Origin of the sequence: Acinetobacter sp. A47, assembly GCF_000805455.1 — a bacterium.
GTDB lineage: Bacteria > Pseudomonadota > Gammaproteobacteria > Pseudomonadales > Moraxellaceae > Acinetobacter.
On the sequence record NZ_JSUS01000064.1, the window covers coordinates 90,743 to 111,620 of the forward strand.

The following is a 20,878-nucleotide window of genomic DNA, read 5'->3' on the forward strand; positions in this document are numbered from 1 at the left end:
CTGTCTCCTTAATCCTGTGGTTGTGCCGTAACAGGCTGTACGTCAATGCCAAGTTCCTTAAAGACCTCTTCGGCCATATGCATTGCCGCATTTGCTGCTGGCAAACCGGCATATAAAGAACTATGTAAAATCAGTTCCTTTAATTCATCTTTAGTCACACCGTTATTGAAGCAGGCACGTAAATGCATTCTCAGTTCGTCTTCTCGCCCTAAAGCCAATAAGATGGCAATCGTGACCAGACTGCGGGTATGGCGTGGTAAACCTTCACGTGACCACACTTCCCCCCAGGCGAAGCGACTAATAAAGTTCTGGAAGTCCTGATTGAAATCATTCAGGTTCTGTAAAGAACGTCCGACATGTTGTTCGCCCAGTACTTCAGTACGGACTTTCAGTCCTTGTTGATAACGCTGCTCATCATTCATTGACTTTTTCCTCGATTAGGTTGCATCGGTATGGGCAACAACAGATTTAACAAAAATGGCGACTGCGGCTGCGGCAGCAGGAATCATTAGCAGGCTCAGAATGGCGGTAAATGACCAGTTATTTCCAAGCAGGATCGCCCCGATCCACGCACCAAATACCGCACCAAAACGTCCAATCCCCATCATCCATGCAATTCCGGTTGCGCGGCACTGGGTTGGGTAGAAACGGGCACTTAATGCAGGCATCGAAGACTGGGCACCATTGATGGCAACACCAGCACAAAGCACCATAATCGCCAGTAAGGTCGGGCTATTCAGGCTTTGTCCTACAGCAACAGCAAACAGGCCTGCAACGACATAGAACACGGCCAATACCCGGTTGGGATTGAATTTGTCCATTGCCCAGCCAATCACCAATGCACTGAGTACACCGCCAAACTGGAATAACCCGCCGATAAATGCCGCACGTTCCATGCTCGCACCGGTCTCACGCATCAAGGTTGGTAACCAACTGGTCAACAGATAAATAATGACCAGCCCCATGAAATAGGTGAGCCACAATAAAACCGTACCTTTGGCATATTGTCTGGAAAACAACATCTTGAATACGTTGCCCTTTGGCGCAACATTGGATTCTTCTTCTGGAATATGAAACTGGCTAATACCCTGGACTTGTGAAGGCGCAATATGGTTTAAAATTTTACGTACCTTTTCAGGGCTCTTATTTTTTACAATCAGGAAGCGATAAGACTCCGGCAAAAATACAATCACCAGAAGCATCAATATCAAAGGAATAATTCCGCCAAACAGGAATAGGCTGTGCCAGCCAAAAGCAGGAATAAGCCAGCTACTGATAAAGCCACCAATCGCCATGCCCAGGTTAAAACCGCAGAACATACACACCACAAGGATTGAACGTACGCGTTTCGGGCAATATTCCGAAAACAAGGTTGTGGCATTCGGCATGGCTGCACCCAGACCAATGCCTGTTAAAAAGCGCAATACCACCAATTGATCCAGACCTGATGCATAGGCAGAAGCAAAGGTAAAGCCACCAAAAATCAGCATGGCCACAGTCAAAACAATCTTGCGACCAAAACGGTCAGCAGCCGGACCGGATACCAGCGCACCGATAATCATGCCGCCTAACGCAGCACTCATCACCGGTCCTAACTGGGAACGGTCAATGCCCCAGTCCTGTGTGAGGGCCGGTGCAATAAAACCCATTGCAGCAGTATCGACACCATCAAAAAAAACAATTAAAAAACATATAATTGCAATCATCCATTGATACTTGCTAATCGGTGCATTATCGATCAGTTCCTGCGCATCCATGCTGTTATTTTTTGCAGCGTAATCCTGAAACGCCATAATAGTCTCCTTGAGGCGAAATCCTTTTAACCAACCTAAGTGTTTATATTCTTTGGATAAACTTTGTCAGTTCCTGAGTAAATACCTGTGGTTGCTCGATATTCGATAAGTGTGAAGCCAGCAAAATCGCAAGCTGACTGTTTGCAATGTGCTGATGCATAAACTCTGCATCCTCGATCGTGGTGATGGGGTCGTATTGCCCTGCGATAATTAAAGTGGGTAGTTGAATCTGACCAAGTTGCGCCCGAACATCAGCATTAGCTAGGGCACGGCATGCATTGGCATACCCCTGTGCAGGCGTCACCGCCAGACTCTGAATGGTTTTTTGCGCCAGAATGTCATGCGCATAATCAAAATGCTCACTAAACCAGCGGGTATGCGTGGTTTTTACAAGCTCTGCCAAACCGTTTTGCTCGACACTATCGGCACGGCTATTCCATGCCTCGGTATGGCCAACTTTTGCTGCCGAATTTGCAACCGTAATGCTGTGAAAGCGTTGTGCATGGTCGCTGGCCAAAGCCAAAGCTGTAATTCCGCCCATTGAAATGCCACAGAAATGTACTTTCTCAATCGCCAAGGCATCAAGTATATCGACTACATCTTCGGCCAGATTTTGCAAAGTGGTATCGGCAATCACGCTACTGGTCCCATGTCCACGTGTGTCATAGGTGATGACCTGATAATGCTCAGTCAAGGCTGCTACTTGCGCCTGCCACATCCCATGATCAGTTCCCAAAGAGTTAGAGAACATGATCACCGGAGCATCTTTGCACCCTTGAACCTGAACAGCCAGCGGATGTCCCTGACGATTATTGATATGCATGATCATGTGCTTACTCTCCTTGTTGTGCATGTAGGACTGCATCGATTTGTGCCTGAATATTGCCTAGGTAAGATGCTGGGTTGAACAACTCATCTAATGCCTGATCATCAAAATGGGCCTGCACTTGTTCCATGTCTGCTAACACGGTTTTTAAATGCTGCTGTTGGGCAACAGCTTGCTGGCAAGCCTGTTCAACCAGATGATGTGCGTTCAAACGGCCAAGCTTTGGAGCCAGCGCCATCATCACCGCCTCTGCCATGATCAGGCCATGTGTACATTCAAGATTATGTTGCATCGCATCTGCATTCACCTGCATGTGTTCAAGTACTTCACTGCTTCGCTCCAAAGCACCTGCACATAACTGGAAAATTTCCGGAATTGCCAGCCATTCTGCATGCCAAGCTCCTAAAGCCCGTTCATGCTCTTGCACCATGCTTTGAAAGACACTTGCCATTAAGGCCGGCACACGATTGGCTGCGGCAAGAATTGAAGCTGCTGCCACCGGATTACGCTTATGCGGCATGGTCGATGAACCACCACGCCCTTTTGCCGCCGGTTCAAAAACTTCTGCAATTTCAGTTTGCATCAGCAATGACCAGTCTTTTGCCATCTTGCCAACATTCCCTACAATCAAGGCAAGCATACTGGCAAGCTCAACCATACGGTCGCGCTCACCATGCCATGTACATTCAGGCGCTGTTAAATTGAGTTGTGCTGCAAAAGCGGCAACCACCGCAGAGCCTTGATCCTGTAAAGATGCCAGTGAACCGACGGCACCACCGAGTTGTGCAGTCAATACGCGACCTTTCATGGGCTGTAGACGATCAAGATCACGTTTCAAGGCAGCGGCCCAACGGGCAAATTTATGACCTAAAGTAATCGGCAAAGCCTGCTGTAACCAGGTACGTCCAATCATGACCTGATCGCGATATTGCTGCGCTTGCTTTAAGCAAATTTGATAGGCCTGTTGCAGTTGCTTTTCGATCAATGCCAAGGCATCCCGACACTGTAAAATCGTTGCTGTATCAATAATATCCTGACTGGTTGCACCCCAATGCACATAGCGGGATGCTTCTTCATTCTGCTGTTTGACCAAGGTAGTGAATTGCTTGACCAATGGAATCGCAATATTACCTGCCAGCCCTGCTGTTGTAGCCAACGCCTCCAGTTCGATGTGCGCTACCGCATTTTGCCCCACCTGTTCAATCATCGTTGCCGCTGAAGCAGGAATGACGTTGACCTGTGCCTGAGCTTTGGCTAAAGCCACTTCGGCCTGCACCATATAGCCCAATAAAGCTTGATCGCTAAAAATGGCTGTGACATCAGGCTGATAAAATAAGCTGGCGTATAACTGGCTCATGACAGACCTCACTCAACACGTTGAATAATCAAGGCAATCCCTTGACCGACACCAATACACATCGAACATAAGGCATACTGTCCCTTGATCTGTTCAAGCTGATTCAAGGCGGTGGTGACCAGACGCGCACCAGAGGCGCCTAAAGGATGACCCAAAGCAATTGCACCGCCATTCGGATTAACCCGTGCATCATCATCTGCCAAACCCAAATCACGGGTGACTGCCAAAGCCTGTGCCGCAAAAGCTTCATTTAACTCAATCACATCCATTTGTTCTAATGTAAGATTGGCCTGTTTCAGCAGTTTCTTGATCGCAGGTGCTGGCGCAAAGCCCATAATCCGTGGTTCAACCCCAACTGTCATGGCTGCAATGATTTTGGCACGTGGCTTGAGTTGGTATTTTTCTATAGCGTGATCCGAAGCAATCAATAAGGCAGCAGCACCATCATTAATTCCAGAAGCATTACCTGCGGTCACGGTACCCTCGGCTTTGACCACACCTTTGAGTTTGGTTAATGCTTCCAAAGTGGTCGATGCACGTGGATGCTCATCACGATCCACCACAAGAGCATCGCCCTTACGCTGTGGAATCGTCACCGGGATGATTTCACGAGTAAAGAAACCTTTGGCTTGTGCGGTTGCAGTACGTTGTTGGCTGTTCAGCGCAAACTGGTCCTGATCGGCACGGTTGATGTTGAACTGTTCCGCCACGTTTTCTGCGGTTTGTGGCATGGTGTCGACGCCATACATTTCTTTGAGCTTTGGATTGATAAAACGCCAGCCCATGGTGGTGTCTTCAATTTTTTGACTACGGCCAAAGGCGCTGTCGGATTTACCCATCACATAAGGCGCACGGCTCATGCTTTCGACACCGCCGGCAATAATCAGGTCGGCTTCATTGGCTTTAATGGCACGGGCAGCCATGGCAATGGCATCCAGTGATGAACCACATAAACGGTTTACTGTGGTGGCTGGCACCTGATACGGCAAACCTGCCAATAGCGCTGACATACGACCCACATTACGGTTGTCTTCACCGGCTTGGTTGGCACAGCCATAGATCACATCATCCACCTGTTGCCAATCGACACTCGGGTTACGCTGCATCAGGGCCTGAATTGGAATAGCTCCGAGGTCATCAGCACGTACAGGGGCAAGACCGCCTGCATAGCGACCAAATGGGGTACGGATGGCATCGATGATATAAGCGTTTTTCATAGTCTTACATTTCCATTTCTAAATCTGTTGTGAGCACTGCCATATCGTTAAAGTCTTTTTGAGCATTTATCGATAGTTGGTTGTCATTACTCAGTTATGAGTGAACACGACGGAGTCTTATCGTCTTAAATCAAATACCAGTAGCTCATTCTTGTCACTTTTTTAAAAAAGTGACCAAAAACCTTTGTTACTCAGACACAACTTCCTTGTTGTGCTGAGTAACAGGGCGACATCCTTGTCGCCAATCACGATAGCAACTCTCAATTTATATTCGACTATGTGAAAATCTCGATCTGAGGCTTTCCCATAAGCATTTCGCGGCGGCGGCATGGATGCCGCCCGTTAGACTGTGGTATATGGATATACCATCAGTCTAACAAAGGATTTTTGTTACTTTTTATCCTTAAAAAGTAAGGCAATGCTTATACAAAAAGCCTTTGCTTTAACCCGTAATTATTGGCTGTGTAAACATTATCCTTGCGTCGCATCAATCAGTTTCGCACCCGTCAACGCCTGCAACTCCGCAAAGCTCAGCCCATCCACTTTCTCAATCACTTTTAAACCGTCAGGGGTCACATCAATCACACACAGGTCGGTATAAATACGGTCAACACACTTTAAGCCGGTAGCTGGATAAGTCAGTGCTTCAACAATCTTCGGTTCACCTTGCTTGGTAGTGTGATCAGTGGTGATAAATACTTTCTTGGCACCGACCGCAAGGTCCATTGCCCCGCCCACCGCAGGGATCGCATCCGCGGCTCCGGTATGCCAGTTGGCCAGATCGCCATTGGCTGCCACCTGAAAGGCACCGAGTACCGCAATATCCAGATGCCCGCCACGCATCATGGCAAAGGAATCACCATGATGAAAAAAGCTGCCACCGGTCAGCATGGTCACATATTCCTTACCTGCATTGATCAGTTCAGGGTCTTCTTCACCTTTGGCAGGCGGTGGCCCGAATGCCAGCAAGCCATTTTCCGAATGCAGGAATACATCTTTATCGGCTGGAAGATAGTTTGAAATCTTGGTAGGCAGACCAATGCCTAAATTGACATAGGCTCCATCGGGAATATCTTGTGCCACACGTTCAGCGATCTGGTCACGGCTTAGTTTTTGATAGCTCATGCTGATGCTCCTGTACCTGTTGCAGTCTCTACCGCTACGACATGCTGGACAAAAATCCCCGGGGTAATGATATGTTCAGGATCAAGCTGCCCCAGTTCAACCACTTGCGCCACCTGGGCAATGGTGACCTCTGCAGCCATCGCCATGATCGGGCCGAAGTTACGGGCAGATTTGTTATAGACCAGATTGCCCCAGCGATCGCCTTTGTGTGCTTTGATCAGGGCAAAATCGGCCTTGATCGGATATTCCAGTACATAGTCTTTGCCATCGATATGACGGACTTCTTTGCCTTCAGCCAACAGAGTACCAAAGCCAGTTGGGGTAAATACGGCACCCAGGCCCATGCCTGCAGCCTGAATACGGCAAGCCAGATTGCCTTGCGGCACCAGTTCCAGTTCGATCTTGCCGGCACGGTACAGTTCATCGAACACCCATGAATCGGACTGACGCGGGAAGGAACAGATGATTTTACGAACTGCTCCGGTTTTGAGCAGTTTGGCCAGACCGTAATCGCCATTGCCTGCATTATTATTGACGATCACCAGATCCTTGACCCCCAGCCCGATCAGTCCATCAATCAGTTCAGCGGGTTGTCCTGCGGTGCCAAAGCCGCCGATCATGATGGTTGCGCCATCCTTGATCTGTGCCAGTGCCCCGGTCAATGAGAGCGTACTTTTATCAATCATAAGGCCAACCTTTTATCCATGTTTTTAAATGTCTATACATGCCGGTTTCGCTATAAACGGATATGCATAGAAATTTAAAAACCGTGAGCTAATCCATAGCTCACAGTCATTTTTTAGAGAATTAAGCACCCACGCGACGACGGTCAACTTCGGTACTTGGTGCGTCAGCATGTTCCTTCACCAGTTCCACATTAAAGGTAATGTGTTTGAATGGTTTATTCACACCACGACGGGCAATTTCGGCTTCATCAATTACGTCTACCGCAGTTGCGATGAGGCCTTCACGTGTTGCAAATGCGAAGTCATCCCACAGGTATTGATCGCCTTCGATATTGAACTGTGTGGTTAACTTGCGGTAACCCGGTGCAGACACAAAATAGTGCACATGAGAAGGGCGGTTACCATGCCGGCCTAACTGATTTAATAACGCTTGTGTGGTGCCTTCTGGTGGGCAGCCGTAGCCTACGGGCATCGTGGTTTGTGCGACATAGTGCCCATTGGCATCAGACAAAATGGTGCGGCGCAAGTTAAAGTCTGATTGTGACTTATCAAAGAATGAATAGTTACCCAGGCTATTAGCATGCCAGATTTCGACTTTAGCGCCTTCGATAATATTGCCTTCAGAATCAGTCACGGTTCCTTCAATAAATAAGGTATCGACTTTGTCTGATTCAGAGCCATCATCCATACGGGCAAAACCGACAGATTCAGGCGCACCTGCCACATAGAGTGGTCCTTCAATGGTTCTTGGTGTCCCCCCGGTAATGCCTGCTTTGGCATCGGCTTCATCGGCACGCAAATCCAGATAATGTTCAAGACCCAGACCTGCTGCCAATAAGCCCAGTTCATTGGCCTGACCTGCATCGGTAAAATATTCAAGTCCTTTCCATAGCTCACTTTGCGTGATGTCCAGATCTTCAATCGCCTGAAAAAGATCACCCAGCAGGCGAACTACAATCTGTTGTACACGTGGATTGACGTCACCTGTCGCGGTATCCACATTCATTTTTTTGACCAGAGCATCAATTTCCTGACGGTTCATACATATTCTCCTGACGTATGATTATTTTGGGTGGCTTGCGGTCTTGCTGTCTTTATAGCTCGCCACTTTCCTTGTTTCAATTTTGCTGTATGCAGGCTGTTAAAACCTATTCGCTGTCATCTTCACGAATGGCAGAAGGGTGACGGTTTAATGCAGTCACTTCGATCTTCATGTAGGGATATAAAGGCAGACCCTGCAAAATATTGTGTAATTCCTCATTACTCTCTACATCAAAGATACTGATGTTGGCGTATTGGCCAGTAATGCGCCAGATATGACGCCATTTGCCCTGACGTTGTAAATCTTGTGAATAAGCCTTTTCCGTAGCTTTAATTTGACTGGCTTGTTCAGCTGGCATGTCCAGCGGGATGTTTACATCCATTCGTACTTGGAAAAGCATGTCAACTCCTTGAATTATTGACGACGCAGGTTATCGATTTTGTCTTCATCCAGTTCAATGCCGAGGCCCGGACCTGTTGGAATCTGGAGTGCGAAATTGTCATATTGAAGTGGTGACTTTAGAATCTGTTCTGTCAGCAACAGCGGGCCAAACAGTTCTGTGCCTGCTGCCAGATCATTAAAAGTCGAGAACGCATGTGCAGAAGCAATAGTGCCTACCGGGCCTTCCAGCATGGTGCCGCCATACAGGTCGATCCCTGCCAGATGAGCAATTTTTGCGACCTCACAGGCTTCGATCAGCCCGCCAGATTGGGCAATCTTGACGGCAAACACAGAGGCTGCATGGGCTTTTGCCAGTTGATAAGCACTTTGAGGGCCTGTTAAAGATTCATCTGCCATAATGGCAATATCAAACCTGCGGGTAAGGCGTTGCATGGCTTCAAGATGATGAATCGCACAAGGCTGTTCAATCAGATCAACACCGCCATCCTGAAGCATTTGAATGCCTTTAATCGCCTTGAGCTCAGACCAGGCACGATTGACATCGACACGGATTGAAATCTCCGGACCTAGCGCCTTTTTAATGGCCAGCACATGTTCCACATCCTGTTCAAGCGGACGTGAACCGATTTTTAGCTTGAACACATTATGGCGTTTTAGTTCAATCATTTTTCTGGCTTCGGCAATATCTTTGTCGGTATCCCCTGAAGCAAGTACCCAGAGTACGGGCAGGCTATTACGTAAGCGTCCTCCCAATAACTCACTGACGGGTATACCCAGACGTTGTGCCTGAATGTCCAGCAAGGCTGTTTGTACGGCGCATTTGGCAAAACGGTTGCCATTGATATGTTGCTGGATCATTTGCAAGGTTTGAGCCACATTAGAGCGTGCCTGATTTTTTAACAATGGCGAAAAGTAATGCTCAATATTGGCTTTTATACTTTCAGGACTTTCTTCGCCATAACCCAGGCCTCCAATGGTTGTAGCTTCTCCCCAACCCGTCAAACCATCTGCTGTGGTGATTTTTACCAGTACCAGAGTCTGGGTCTGCATGGTTGCAACCGCCATTTTATGTGGGCGAATGGTTGGAATCTCGACAAGCAAGCTTTCTATAGATTTATACATCTTTTATGTTTCTGACATCTTTACCTATTTATATACCTTAAATTAATGTAATATTTATAAATAGGCTAAATATGGTATTTTTAGATACTTAAAAGGTATATTAAATGGAATTAAGGCATCTTCGTTATTTCGTGACGGTGGTCGAGGAACAGAGCATCACCAAAGCGGCAGAAAAGTTATGTATTGCGCAGCCACCTTTGAGCCGCCAGATTCAAAAACTGGAAGAAGAACTGGGCATTTTGTTATTTGAACGTGGCTCCCGCCCGGTACGAACTACTGAGGCAGGGCAGTTCTTTTATCAGCATGCGGTGCAGATTCTGATGCATACCGCTCAGGCCGCCTCTATGGCAAAACGGATTAGTACAGTAAACAAGATCGTGCGTATCGGTTATGTCAGTTCCTTACTGTATGCGCTATTACCTCAGGTCATCTATTTATTTCGCCAAAACCATCCTGATATTCAGGTCGAGCTGATTGAGCATGGCACCAAAGACCAGATTGAGGCCTTGAAGCTCGGTAAAATTGATCTGGGCTTTGGACGCCTCAGGATTAGTGATCCTGCCATCAAACGGATCTTGTTACGTAAAGAAAGGCTGAAGCTAGCGGTGCATAAGCATCATCATTTAACCCGTTTTGCTGAACAGGGTATTTATTTGTCCCAGCTTATTGATGAACCGATTTTTTCGTATCCCGCTACACAAAAACCAAATTTTTCTACCCTGATCCAGTCGCTGTTTACCGATCTGGGGCTGGTACCCAAGCAGATGCTCGAAGTGCGGGAAATTCACATGGCCCTTGGGCTGGTGTCATCCGGTGAGGGAATTTGTCTGGTTCCGGAAAGTGCCAGTGACATTGGCATGAAAAATCTGGTCTATATTCCGATTCTGGATCTGGAGGCTTATACCCCGATTTCACTGGCGGTACGCAATATGGATCAGAGTCCGTATCTGCCGCAGATTCTGGAGTGTATTAAACAAGTATTTGAAGAAGAAGGGATTCCGGTACTGCCTGATGGGGATTAGGCTCCGAAGGAGGCGCCTGCTATGCTGAAGTGGCCTGCCTGGTCGCTTTGGGTATGGGCCGAACCCTGCACTTAAAAGGTATGACAATATACTTCAATATCTATGGAAAATTACATTAATAATTAAAATAATTAAGCCTGATGCATATTTTGACCAAATATATCTAACTGAAATTATTTAGTTTTTAAAATTGACAAAAATATGGTCGAGATGGCGAGTGCGGTATTTGTTCAAACCGTAAATGAATAAGAATTTCAAACATTCAGGAAAGGATTTCCCATGTTAAAACCGAACACGCTGTATAAAACACGGCGCTTGGCACTTTATACGCTTTTGGGCTGTTTCAGTAGTGATGTTGCCTTTGCCGGCTTTTTCCAAGACAGTCAAAACAGTATCTATTTACGTAATTTCTATATAGAGCGGGATTTTGAAGGTACCAATCAAGACTTGGGGAGCTGGTCTCAGGCAATGACTGGCCGCTTTGAATCCGGCTATACCGATACACCGATACAGGTCGGTCTGGATGTAGGCTTTCAATATGCGCTGCGTTTAAATGACCGTTATGATGAACGCCTGGATACGGTATTTAAATATGATCAGCATGAACGACGACAGGAACGTGATTACTTAAAATCGGGTGCAACACTCAAACTTAAATATCACAATACCGAACTGAAAGTAGGGGAGCTTTTTCCAAAAACACCTGTTTTATTTATCGATGACTCACGACAACTGGTCACCACCTATGCCGGCGCCATGCTGCAAAGCAAAGAGATCAAGAATTTAACCGTCTCGGCAGGGCGTTTTACCCACATCAATGCCCGCGATGATGACGAGTATCGCAAATTCACCTTAGGTAACTCGACAGATCCAGCGAAAAGAAGTGATGGACTCAATTTTCTAGGTCTGGACTATAATTTCACGCCGAACTTATCCGGGGCTTACTGGTTTGGCCAGCTTGAAGATATTTACCAACAACATTATGTCAATGCTGCCTATACAGAGCAGGTTAAAAACAGCAAGTTAAAAGTGGATGCCCGCTATTTTAACTATAAACAAGATGGCGATGCCTATTTTGGTGATATTGATAGCCAGTCGGTTGGGCTGCAAGCCAGTGTCCAGAATGGCGCGCATACCATTTTGACCGGTATCCAGAAGCAGATGGGCGAGGACAATATTCCCTTGTTAAACGGTTATGTGCCCCAAGCCTATTTACAGAGCTGGTCTGCGTTGGCCTTTTATAAGGCTAAAGAGTTGACCTGGCATGTTTTATATAGTTATGACTTTAAAGAGCAGGGTATCCCCGGATTAAAACTCACTTTACGTTATCTCAATGGTAGCGAGATTTATCGGAAAGGTTTTAAGGACAATAAAGAAACCGAGAAAAATGTCATTCTCAATTACAGCATCCCCGAAGGAAAACTCAAGGGGCTCGGCTTTGAATGGCGCCATATTCGTGCTGATATTAAATATGGTGCAGGCAACAATCCTGGAACAGATTTTGTTGAAAACCGGATCATGACCACCTACACCCATACGTTCTAATGGCACCCGCCCACCTGAGCGATCAGGCTCAGGCGGGGGCCAGCAATGATGGGTCAGATGTGCTGTTGTGTGTTCAACATTTCCTGACCCACCACCATTTTTGCAAATTGATTGGCAATTCGACCAGAACGGTTACCTTGCTGGGTCGCATACTGAATCGCTTTTAACTGGATATGATCCCAGTCTTCCTGCTGTTGCCATTGATATTGATTTAACCAGAACTGCACGGTTTTCAGGTATTCTGGCTGGCTAAAGCCATAGAAATTGACTTGCAGGCCAAACCGGTCAGCCAGAGAAATCTTTTGCTCCAGACTATCACCCGGACGTAATTCACCATTGTCACTCTGGTTGATTTCGGTATTGTCTTTATTGTATTCGGCCACCATGTGTTTGCGGTTTGAAGTGGCATAAATCAGGGTATTGCTGGAACTGGTCGCCAGTGATCCATCTAAAACGGTTTTCAGGGTGGCATAACTGCTATCACCTGCTTCAAAGGCCAGATCATCACAGAAGATAATATAACGCTCGTCACGGTCATTGAGCAGGTTGATGATTTTGGGTAAATCCTCAAGATACTTTTTTTCCAGTTCAATCACCCGCAAACCAAGATGGTGATATTCATTTAAACAGGCCTTAACGATTGAGGACTTTCCGGTGCCGCGCGATCCGGTCATCAGCACATTATTGGCCAATAGCCCTTTGGCAAAAGCTTCGGTATTCAGTTTTACTTTTGCAAGCTGCTGGTCAATATTGCACAGACTGTCAAACGAGATCAGCTGGGGCTTACGAATGGCGATCAGGTTTCCTTTATTGTTTTCTCTTTCCCAGCGAAACGCAATGGCCTGGTCCAGCACCTCGAGCGAGATGTCCTGATAATTGGCGACCTTTTCAATCGCCTGAGTAAGTTTTTGAATTTCGCTGATCAGACTGGAAAGGGTTTGATTTAATTCCATAAGTTTTACCTGGAGAAAAGGAATGGGCGTCCATTTGAAAATTTAAACATAGGATGATAGTATCATTGGATGTTTATAAGTGCTAGCAGAAATTTTAATGGCCGAACTTATCCAGAAAAAATCGCTTGTCGATGAAGTGATTGCAGTCGTCCGTCATAATATCCAGACCGAGCTTTGGAAAGTAAATGACAAGATCCCGACTGAACCTGAGCTGGTGCAAGCTCTGGGGGTAGGCCGTAATACCATTCGGGAAGCCATTAAGATATTGGAATATCTGGGCATTTTAGAGGTCAAGCAAGGGCTTGGAACCTTTGTCCGGAGCAGACATGACTTTTCCCGTATCATTCATTCGATCCAGCAGTCCGATTTATATGATCATCTGGAAGTCAGGTGTGTACTGGAAATTGAAATTGCAAAACTGGCTGCGCGAAACCGTGAAACAGCCGATATGCTAGATATTCAGGCCAGCTTGCAGGCCAGAGCAGAGCTTGATGCTAGCGATACGGCCCAGTTTATGCTGGGTGACAAGAAACTGCATCTGGCCATTGCAAAAGCTACCCATAACCAGGCCTTGTATGCCACCTATGAATATTTCCTGAATTCAAGCTATCCCTATACCTTGGAGCTGGTAACCAATCAGCATTTGCCTGATCCGGATCAGGATATCCATGCAGAGCTGGTGGCTGCCATAACAGCCCAGGCAGAAACCCGGGCAGCCGAAATCGCTCAAGCCATGCTGAATCCGTTATTGGCAGCAGTCAAGGCAACTGATGCTGCGATCTATTAAACTGATGGATACCGCTATGCAAGAATTTATGATCATCTCCCGGCACCGGGGCACACTGTATTTTTTAAACAGGCGCCAGGAAGGGGGGATGACCGCCTATTTTTGGTCTACCGAATCGAAGCGGCTGGCACGTTTTAACAGCTATGCCTTGGCCTATCAGTTTTATTTTCCTTCCAGACATCTGCTATTACACTGCGAAATTGTAGAACTCACCGAAACAGATACGGGTATCGGGCTGCCCGAACCTCAATAATCTCCCGCTTGACAGGCATGATGTACCCGAGCAAAAGAACAATAACTTTTTGTCTTCCGGGAGATTGTCTCATTTATAAAATGATAGTAATTCTCATTATTATTGTTATTTTTTTTGATTTTGATTATTATGCCTTGATTTTTTAAGCTTGAATTAAGCTTGATCGGGGTGGGGTTTTGAATTATTGCATTTTTAGGCTCGAAAAAACCAATGGTGGGCAAACACGGCCACATGAACCGGACGACTTATACCGGGCTGGCCTGTTGATCACATCATCCATCCTGTCCTTACCCAATCCGGCATGGCGGTACGGATACTGCCCTGAAGATTGTCCTGATCATTCCTGTAACCTTGACGATCGCGTGTGCTGATCGTTACTTGGCTGGGTATTATTTTTTATGACTATTGATGCATCTATGAGGCTGGATAAAGCCAGAAAGATCACGAAAAAGCAGGCCAAGTCTTCCTCATTGCTGAAATACCGCCTGATGATTTTTTCACGCTTTGTGCTGGCAATTTTTGGGGGCTATTACTTTGCTGCCATTGCCGCCATGCTGGTGGGGTTTTTATGTTCGTCTGAGCCCTCCAGAGCCAATGCGGTCTTTGGTGCAACCATGCTGGCTTTTGTGGTTCATTGCATTCTGTTTATCTGGATTTTCATGGTCAACTCAACCTTGAAAGTATGGCTGGGTGTCATCCTGCCAAGCATTCTGATGACCATCATGTACTGGTTTTTAAAAGGATAGGCACATGCGTGTAGATGGTAAACATGAAGGTCCGCGCCAGTCCATGTCCTGGCTACATACCTGGACAAGCCTGTTGCTGGGCTGGCTGCTCTATGCTGTTTTTCTCACCGGTACGCTCAGTTTTTTCCAGAATGAAATTACATTGTGGATGAAACCGGAACTCCATCAGTCGGTAAATACGTCTTCGCACCACCAGCAACTGGAGCATGCACTTCGTTACCTGAGCCAGAAAGGTCAGGCTGCAGAAAGCTGGAATATCCGTCTTGCCAATGAAAGACAGCCGGTCATCATGCTGAATATCCGCCAGCCGGGTGAGACAAGACGCCGGGGTGGTGAAATTTATCTGGATGCCGATACAGGGCAGGAGATTAAAGCCAGAGAAACGCGGGGTGGCGGTTTTCTCTATCGTTTTCATTTCGAGCTCTATGGCATGCCACGCATCTGGGGACGCTGGATGGTGGGGATAGCCACCTTGTTCATGTTTGTTGCCATTATCAGCGGCATAATTACCCATAAAAAAATTTTCAAGGATTTCTTTACTTTCCGTCCTGCCAAAGGCCAGCGTTCATGGCTGGATGCCCATAATGCAACGGCTGTGTTTGCCTTGCCTTTTCATATCATGATTACCCTGAGTGGCTTGCTGCTGCTGATGCATCTGTTTATGCCTTGGGCGATGAATACCCATTATGGCAATGCCCGAAATTTTTACCAGATCTTGAATGAACCTGTGGCACAAACGCCTGAACAGGCACGCTTATTGGCTGAACAAAAGCAGAAACAAGCAGTCGAGCAAGCACGTGGTAAGCGTGAGGCTGGCCGCCGTGAAGCTGAACAAGCTGCACCAGCGCCTGCCCCGGTACCGATGATGAACCTGCTGTTGTTAAGCCGGCAGGTTCAGCAAGACTGGGGAGATAACCCGATTGCATCGGTACGTGTCAACAAACCCAACACGGCCGATGCAGATGTACAATTCCATGCGACCCGTACCACGACATTGCTGGATCGTGACAGTATTCCTTCGTTAAAATTTAATGCAGTGACCGGGCAGCCCATTGATGAAGCCAAGCCTGTCAACTCGGTATCAAAGGCTATTTATACCTTGCTCACCTGGTTACATATGGCACGCGGGCTAGATCCGGTTTTGCGCTGGCTGTTATTTTTATCGGGAGTGCTGGGCACCATGATGGTGGCTTCTGGCCTGATTTTATGGGGGGTAAAACGTACCCCGGAACAACAAAAGCTCGGTTATAAGCCTTTTGGCCATCGTGTGGTTGAGGTTCTGAATATTACAGCGATTACGGGCCTGCCGGTTGCCTGTGCAGCATATTTCTTTGCCAATCGTATTATTCCGGCTCAGGTCGTAGAACGTTCTGCACTCGAAATAAACACCTTCTTCGTGGTCTGGTTCATGTGCCTGCTGCATGCCGCTATTCGACCGCATCGCTCGGCATGGTTGGAACAACTGGCCCTGGCCGCTGTGATGCTCCTGTTGATTCCGGTTCTAAATGGCTTAACCGGAGGGCAGGTACTGTGGATGAGTCTCTATCATGGACAGTGGATGATTGCCAGTTTTGATCTGGTCTGCATGCTACTGGGCCTGATTTTTATCTATGCTTATTACAAGTTAAAGCGTTATCAGGGCGTAACGCTTAAACATAAACGGCAAGCCAAAACACGATCTGTACAGGAGCAGGCAGAATGACAGCATGGATATTGTGGTGTCTGGCTGTGATGGGCCTCTCAAGCCTTGCCTGTGCCATGAACAAGCATCAACGCGATATTTTTACCATGCAGGTCTGTGCCCGGCACACGCAACTGTTCCAGTGTGCAGGGTGGGGCATCTTGCTGTTTTCTGTCATGCTGGCAATGTGCTGGAAAGGGCCTTCGCTTGGTGGCTCTATCTGGTTAGGATGTATCAGCTTTGCTGCCATGGCGGTCGCTTTAGTGTTGAGCTATCGGCCCCGAAAAATCTTTCATGCCAATGCACTGGTGGCGATGTTACTGGGGCTGTTTGTCTTCATCGGCTGGAGATGAGCATTGCGGTTAAATGGACAGCTCCGGCAGCAACACCAGCCCTGCTAGCCGTGGACAGGAGATTGAAAAAAGCAGCCCGATGAACGGTGGCCATCAGAAATGAAAGCCATTTGAACTATACCGCAGCCATGAGAGACCCGATTTTAAACGGCATTTCCGGGCTGAACCGGTGCATTCCGTGAAGTTCAGTCGCGCCTGTGTTTAGTGTCATCTCGATGAATTTATGTAAATTTTAGTAGTTAATCCAGCAAATAACGATTCGATCAGTAGAATAAAAAATAAGCATCTAATTAAAAAACCATCTCAATTATAAATTCACCTGATATTGCCCATTTCTGCTTCTGGCTGATCTGAGCTAAAGGAGTAAACATGACTGTCGTATTGATATTGCTTGCCTTGCTGGTCCAGTTGGTTGTGTTATGGGCCATATTTTATTTTGAATTAAACCGCAGTACCGGCAGTATGGTGGCAATTGTGGCCGCGATTCTCTGTGCTGCTTTTATTACGCCGTGGAGTCTGTTGCTGGGCCTACCCATCATGGCTGGCAGCCTGATGCTACTGGTTCCTGCCTTGCGCGAAGCATGTATTGGGCGCCCTGCATTTAACCTTTTGTCTGGTGCCATGCCCAGTATGAGTACAACCGAGCGTGAAGCCCTGGACGCAGGGACCAGCTGGTGGGAAAAAGAATTATTTATGGGAGCGCCTGACTGGCAAAAGTTTGATGATTACCCTTTTCCGGAGCTGTCTGGTGAAGAACATTCTTTCCTGCATCAGGAGGTTGAACAGCTTTGTTCAATGCTGGATGAATGGAAAATCCATCATCAGGACAAGGACTTGCCGGCTGAGGTCTGGCAGTTTATTAAAGATAAGGGCTTCCTTGGCCTGATTATCCCCAAGTCTTATGGTGGCAGGGAGTTTTCGGCCTTTGCCCAAAGCCGGATCATGAGCAAAATTGCTTCCCGTTCCTTGACGGCGGCGGTTAGCTGTATGGTGCCCAATTCGCTTGGCCCGGGCGAGCTGCTGTTGCATTATGGAACTGATGAGCAAAAACAACGCTATTTGCCCGGTCTGGCCAACGGTACGGAAGTTCCCTGTTTTGGCCTGACCAGTCCGGAGGCCGGTTCAGATGCCGGAGCCATACCGGATACTGGCGTCGTCTGTTATGGCACCTATAACGGACAGCAAGTACTCGGCTTAAGCATGAATTTCTCCAAGCGCTGGATTACCCTTGCACCTATTGCAACCGTAATAGGGCTGGCATTTAAGTTATATGACCCCGAGGGATTATTGGGAGACAAAACCCGCGTTGAATATGGTATTACCTGTGCCTTGATTCCTGCCGATCATGATGGCATTAAGGTTGGGCCACGCCATAACCCGGGAGCGCCGTTCATGAATGGAACGGTTGAAGGAAAGGATGTCTTTATTCCTCTGGACTGGATTATTGGCGGAAAAGACAATGCCGGTAAGGGCTGGCGCATGCTCATGGAATGTCTGGGAGTTGGCCGTGGTATTTCCTTGCCGGCTTTAGCAACTGCAGCAGGAGAAATGAGCTATCTGCTGGTCGGGGCATTTGCCAGTGTCCGACAGCAATTTAAAATCTCGGTCGGACATTTTGAAGGGGTACAGGAGGCGACCAGCGATATTGCCAGTGATGCCTATATGCTGGAATCATTCCGTTATCTGGTGACCTGCGGCCTGAACCAAGGTGGAACCCCCGCAGTAATGACTGCGATGGCCAAATACTATGCGACCGAAACCATGCGTAAAGTGGTCAATCACGGCATGGATATTGTCGGGGGGCGGGCCATCCAGCTTGGTCCCCGCAACTTTCTGGCGCTAACCTATCAGTCCATTCCGGTTGCAATTACCGTGGAAGGAGCCAATATTCTGACCCGTTCGTTAATGATTTTCGGGCAAGGTTCGATGCGTTGCCATCCTTACCTGTTTGAAGAGCTGCAACTGTTACAGTCGGAAGACAAAGCTGCTGCCATTAAACAGTTCACCCCGTTGTTGCTGAAGCATCTGGCCTATACCTTTAACCGTGCAGCCAAAGCAGTGGCGTATGGTATCACTGGTGGCTCAGGTGCAAGGTCGAAACATGCCGATGATTTCTCGGCACCTTATTACCGGATGATCAACCGGATGAGTACGGACTTTGCATTCACGGCAGATATGGCACTCGGGATTCTGGCCGGGGATTTGAAACGCAAGGAAATGCTGTCCGGGCGTCTGGCCGATATTCATGCCTACTTATTCATTGCAACGGCGATTCTGAAATATTATGCGCATGGTCAAAGAACCGAAGCCGAACAGAAGCATGCTGAACTGGCCCTCAATAAAGCCTTATACCAGGTGCAAGAAGCATTTTTCGGTCTTTATGATAATTTTCCGGCTCAATTTGCTGCCCAGCTGGTGAAACGGATCTGTTTCCCATTTGGCCGCCCGCTTGCACCGCCGTCTGACCAGTTAAAGCAGGAGGTCGCACAACTGATGTTGCAGGAACATGCTTTCCGCGAAGACCTGAAAAAGCATGTCTATTACACCACCGCCGCAGAGGATGTGATGGGGAGAATGGAATCGACCTTTCAGATGTTGCTGGGAATGCAACCACTCTGGGACAAGTTTAAAAAAGCCGAATCCAAAGACCAGTTTACAGGCTTAAGCTTTGAGGAGCGGGTGGCCAATGCGGTTGAAACCGGTTTTATCAGCCCTTCTGAGGCCGATGTATTGTTGCAATATAATGCCAAACGTTATGACAGTATGCTGACCGATATTTTTGATGAGCATCTAGTCGATGACCTGCCGTTGGAAAATCCCCATCTTCGCAGCTTATGACTGAATTGTATCAGCACAGCTTGAAGCAGGCCTGAATATATAAAAGATGAGGTGATGACGCCTCCTTTAAATATATTCAGGGCTGTTTTTTCATAACAGTTCTAAATTTTTATCCCGATCTGTTATATTTTTTTTCGAAAACTCTGTGTCTTTTTTTGTTCTGTACCTTCCTGCACTATAACAGTATGAGTTGATCAAAGCCAAAGGTGACATCATGAGTTTTTTGAGAAAAAAGAATAATGCCAGTTTTGTGTTCTTTATTATTACACTGTATGCCTTTCTCGGTTTTGGCATCGGTTATGTCATCTGGGAATATCTTTTATAAAACAGATTATGCCATGTACAGCAGTTTATGCTGCAACGTCATGGCATTTGCTGTTTCTTCTACTGAATGGCTGAAGTCAATGGCCCGATAAAGGGGCAAGTTTATGGCCGAATTGACGGCATCAATAACCACTGTACCGAAGCATCGAACAGTTTTAGCCCTGCTTCTGAAAGATTGCCAAAAGTCTCGTTATTGAGGAAGAACATCAGCCGTTTGGCTGGTGCCAGCGTTTCATAATCCATGGTCGCACCTTGTTCATAGCCCCAGATCGCCACTTTTTCAGGTTGCCCGTAAATGGTTGCAATAATGGTCGCGCCCAGTCCCGGTTTGCCCCAGCTCATCGGGGCCTGTGCTTTATAAACATTTTGTGTACCGGCTGGCAGGCGGGCCGACAGCGGATGTGGTGCATTGACCAGCCACAGATAACGTTCTTTCTCGACTTCGCCAAAATCGGTATTTATCCGTTTACCGGTCATGGCCAGATCATCAAGATAATCATTTTCCCAAGTCATGAGGGGCACCGGAAGTTGACGCCAGCCTGGTTTTAAATTTTTGGATGCAACCGTTGATGACAGGATGACCAGATCAGGATGGTTTAAGCTGTCGGGAGAAACCGACTGGTCCAGTATATCGACCTGATAGCCTTTGCTTTGCAAGTATTTCTGGATGGCGAGATCCGTAGCCGCAGATGCACCATGTAACTGGGAAATCAGGGCAATTCGGGGCTGGGCATACGCAGCAGAGCTTAACAGCAGGCCAAGCAACATAATGACAGAAAGAAATGTTTTCATCTTGATCCCGAAAG

Annotated in this window: 21 protein-coding genes; 9 read left to right on the forward strand and 12 right to left on the reverse strand. The window is 47.3% G+C overall.

The annotated features are described in order from the left end of the window. Positions 1–8 precede the first annotated feature (8 nt). From pcaC to OC23_RS12670, 10 genes are all read right to left on the reverse strand, one after another. Positions 9–422, reverse strand: a complete 414-nt coding sequence (gene pcaC / locus OC23_RS12625; protein WP_038345218.1) for a 4-carboxymuconolactone decarboxylase — start codon at positions 420–422, stop codon at positions 9–11. Between the two features lie 15 nt (positions 423–437). Further along, positions 438–1,793, reverse strand: coding sequence for an MFS transporter (locus OC23_RS12630; RefSeq protein WP_038345219.1), 1,356 nt, complete (start codon positions 1,791–1,793; stop codon positions 438–440). Between the two features lie 43 nt (positions 1,794–1,836). Continuing rightward, positions 1,837–2,622, reverse strand: a complete 786-nt coding sequence (pcaD, locus tag OC23_RS12635) for a 3-oxoadipate enol-lactonase (protein ID WP_038345220.1) — start codon at positions 2,620–2,622, stop codon at positions 1,837–1,839. Positions 2,623–2,626: 4 nt separating this feature from the next. After that, a complete protein-coding gene (locus OC23_RS12640) occupies positions 2,627–3,976 on the reverse strand; it encodes a 3-carboxy-cis,cis-muconate cycloisomerase (protein ID WP_038345221.1) in 1,350 nt (449 codons plus the stop codon). Between the two features lie 8 nt (positions 3,977–3,984). Beyond that, the gene (gene pcaF / locus OC23_RS12645) at positions 3,985–5,193 is read right to left on the reverse strand and encodes a 3-oxoadipyl-CoA thiolase (RefSeq protein ID WP_038345222.1); all 1,209 of its coding nucleotides are present in this window, start codon (positions 5,191–5,193) and stop codon (positions 3,985–3,987) included. A 471-nt stretch (positions 5,194–5,664) separates the two neighbouring features. Further along, entirely contained in the window at positions 5,665–6,318 is a 654-nt protein-coding gene (locus OC23_RS12650) for a 3-oxoacid CoA-transferase subunit B (protein WP_038345140.1), read from the reverse strand. Next, complete coding sequence (locus tag OC23_RS12655) at positions 6,315–7,004, reverse strand: 3-oxoacid CoA-transferase subunit A (RefSeq protein ID WP_038345223.1); 690 nt, start codon at positions 7,002–7,004, stop codon at positions 6,315–6,317. The genes OC23_RS12650 and OC23_RS12655 overlap by 4 nt, the downstream gene beginning before the upstream one ends. A gap of 121 nt (positions 7,005–7,125) precedes the next feature. After that, positions 7,126–8,046, reverse strand: a complete 921-nt coding sequence (gene catA, locus OC23_RS12660; RefSeq protein ID WP_038345225.1) for a catechol 1,2-dioxygenase — start codon at positions 8,044–8,046, stop codon at positions 7,126–7,128. 106 nt (positions 8,047–8,152) lie between these two features. After that, positions 8,153–8,446 carry a muconolactone Delta-isomerase gene (gene catC / locus OC23_RS12665; RefSeq protein ID WP_038345226.1) on the reverse strand — a complete coding sequence of 98 codons (294 nt, stop codon included), beginning with the start codon at positions 8,444–8,446 and terminating at the stop codon, positions 8,153–8,155. Between the two features lie 14 nt (positions 8,447–8,460). Continuing rightward, positions 8,461–9,570, reverse strand: coding sequence for a muconate/chloromuconate family cycloisomerase (locus tag OC23_RS12670; protein WP_038345228.1), 1,110 nt, complete (start codon positions 9,568–9,570; stop codon positions 8,461–8,463). Between the two features lie 104 nt (positions 9,571–9,674). Between OC23_RS12670 and catM the strand changes: the two genes are divergently transcribed. Beyond that, positions 9,675–10,592, forward strand: a complete 918-nt coding sequence (catM, locus tag OC23_RS12675) for a cis,cis-muconate-binding transcription regulator CatM (protein WP_038345229.1) — start codon at positions 9,675–9,677, stop codon at positions 10,590–10,592. Between the two features lie 279 nt (positions 10,593–10,871). Further along, the gene (locus tag OC23_RS12680; protein ID WP_038345230.1) at positions 10,872–12,137 is read left to right on the forward strand and encodes an OprD family outer membrane porin; all 1,266 of its coding nucleotides are present in this window, start codon (positions 10,872–10,874) and stop codon (positions 12,135–12,137) included. 53 nt (positions 12,138–12,190) lie between these two features. Here the strand turns inward: OC23_RS12680 and OC23_RS12685 are convergent, their stop codons facing one another. Then, complete coding sequence (locus OC23_RS12685) at positions 12,191–13,090, reverse strand: ATP-binding protein (protein ID WP_038345231.1); 900 nt, start codon at positions 13,088–13,090, stop codon at positions 12,191–12,193. Between the two features lie 97 nt (positions 13,091–13,187). Between OC23_RS12685 and OC23_RS12690 the strand changes: the two genes are divergently transcribed. The 7 genes from OC23_RS12690 to OC23_RS19185 all read left to right on the forward strand — a co-directional run bounded on the left by OC23_RS12690 (position 13,188) and on the right by OC23_RS19185 (position 20,073). Continuing rightward, entirely contained in the window at positions 13,188–13,877 is a 690-nt protein-coding gene (locus OC23_RS12690) for a FadR/GntR family transcriptional regulator (protein ID WP_038345232.1), read from the forward strand. Between the two features lie 88 nt (positions 13,878–13,965). Beyond that, on the forward strand, positions 13,966–14,130 hold the full coding sequence (locus OC23_RS19310) for a hypothetical protein (protein ID WP_171194791.1): 165 nt from the start codon (positions 13,966–13,968) through the stop codon (positions 14,128–14,130). 398 nt (positions 14,131–14,528) lie between these two features. Then, positions 14,529–14,876, forward strand: a complete 348-nt coding sequence (locus OC23_RS12700) for a hypothetical protein (protein WP_038345235.1) — start codon at positions 14,529–14,531, stop codon at positions 14,874–14,876. A gap of 4 nt (positions 14,877–14,880) precedes the next feature. Beyond that, the gene (locus tag OC23_RS12705; RefSeq protein WP_038345236.1) at positions 14,881–16,578 is read left to right on the forward strand and encodes a PepSY-associated TM helix domain-containing protein; all 1,698 of its coding nucleotides are present in this window, start codon (positions 14,881–14,883) and stop codon (positions 16,576–16,578) included. Beyond that, on the forward strand, positions 16,575–16,910 hold the full coding sequence (locus OC23_RS12710; protein ID WP_038345237.1) for a DUF3325 domain-containing protein: 336 nt from the start codon (positions 16,575–16,577) through the stop codon (positions 16,908–16,910). Before OC23_RS12705 ends, OC23_RS12710 begins: the two co-directional genes overlap by 4 nt. Before the next feature lie 369 nt (positions 16,911–17,279). After that, the gene (locus tag OC23_RS12715) at positions 17,280–19,748 is read left to right on the forward strand and encodes an acyl-CoA dehydrogenase (protein ID WP_038345238.1); all 2,469 of its coding nucleotides are present in this window, start codon (positions 17,280–17,282) and stop codon (positions 19,746–19,748) included. A 214-nt stretch (positions 19,749–19,962) separates the two neighbouring features. Continuing rightward, on the forward strand, positions 19,963–20,073 hold the full coding sequence (locus tag OC23_RS19185) for a hypothetical protein (protein WP_161792291.1): 111 nt from the start codon (positions 19,963–19,965) through the stop codon (positions 20,071–20,073). A 101-nt stretch (positions 20,074–20,174) separates the two neighbouring features. Here the strand turns inward: OC23_RS19185 and OC23_RS12720 are convergent, their stop codons facing one another. Then, positions 20,175–20,864 (reverse strand): hypothetical protein, encoded by a 690-nt coding sequence (locus OC23_RS12720; protein WP_038345606.1) that lies wholly within the window; start codon positions 20,862–20,864, stop codon positions 20,175–20,177. Positions 20,865–20,878: the final 14 nt, after the last annotated feature.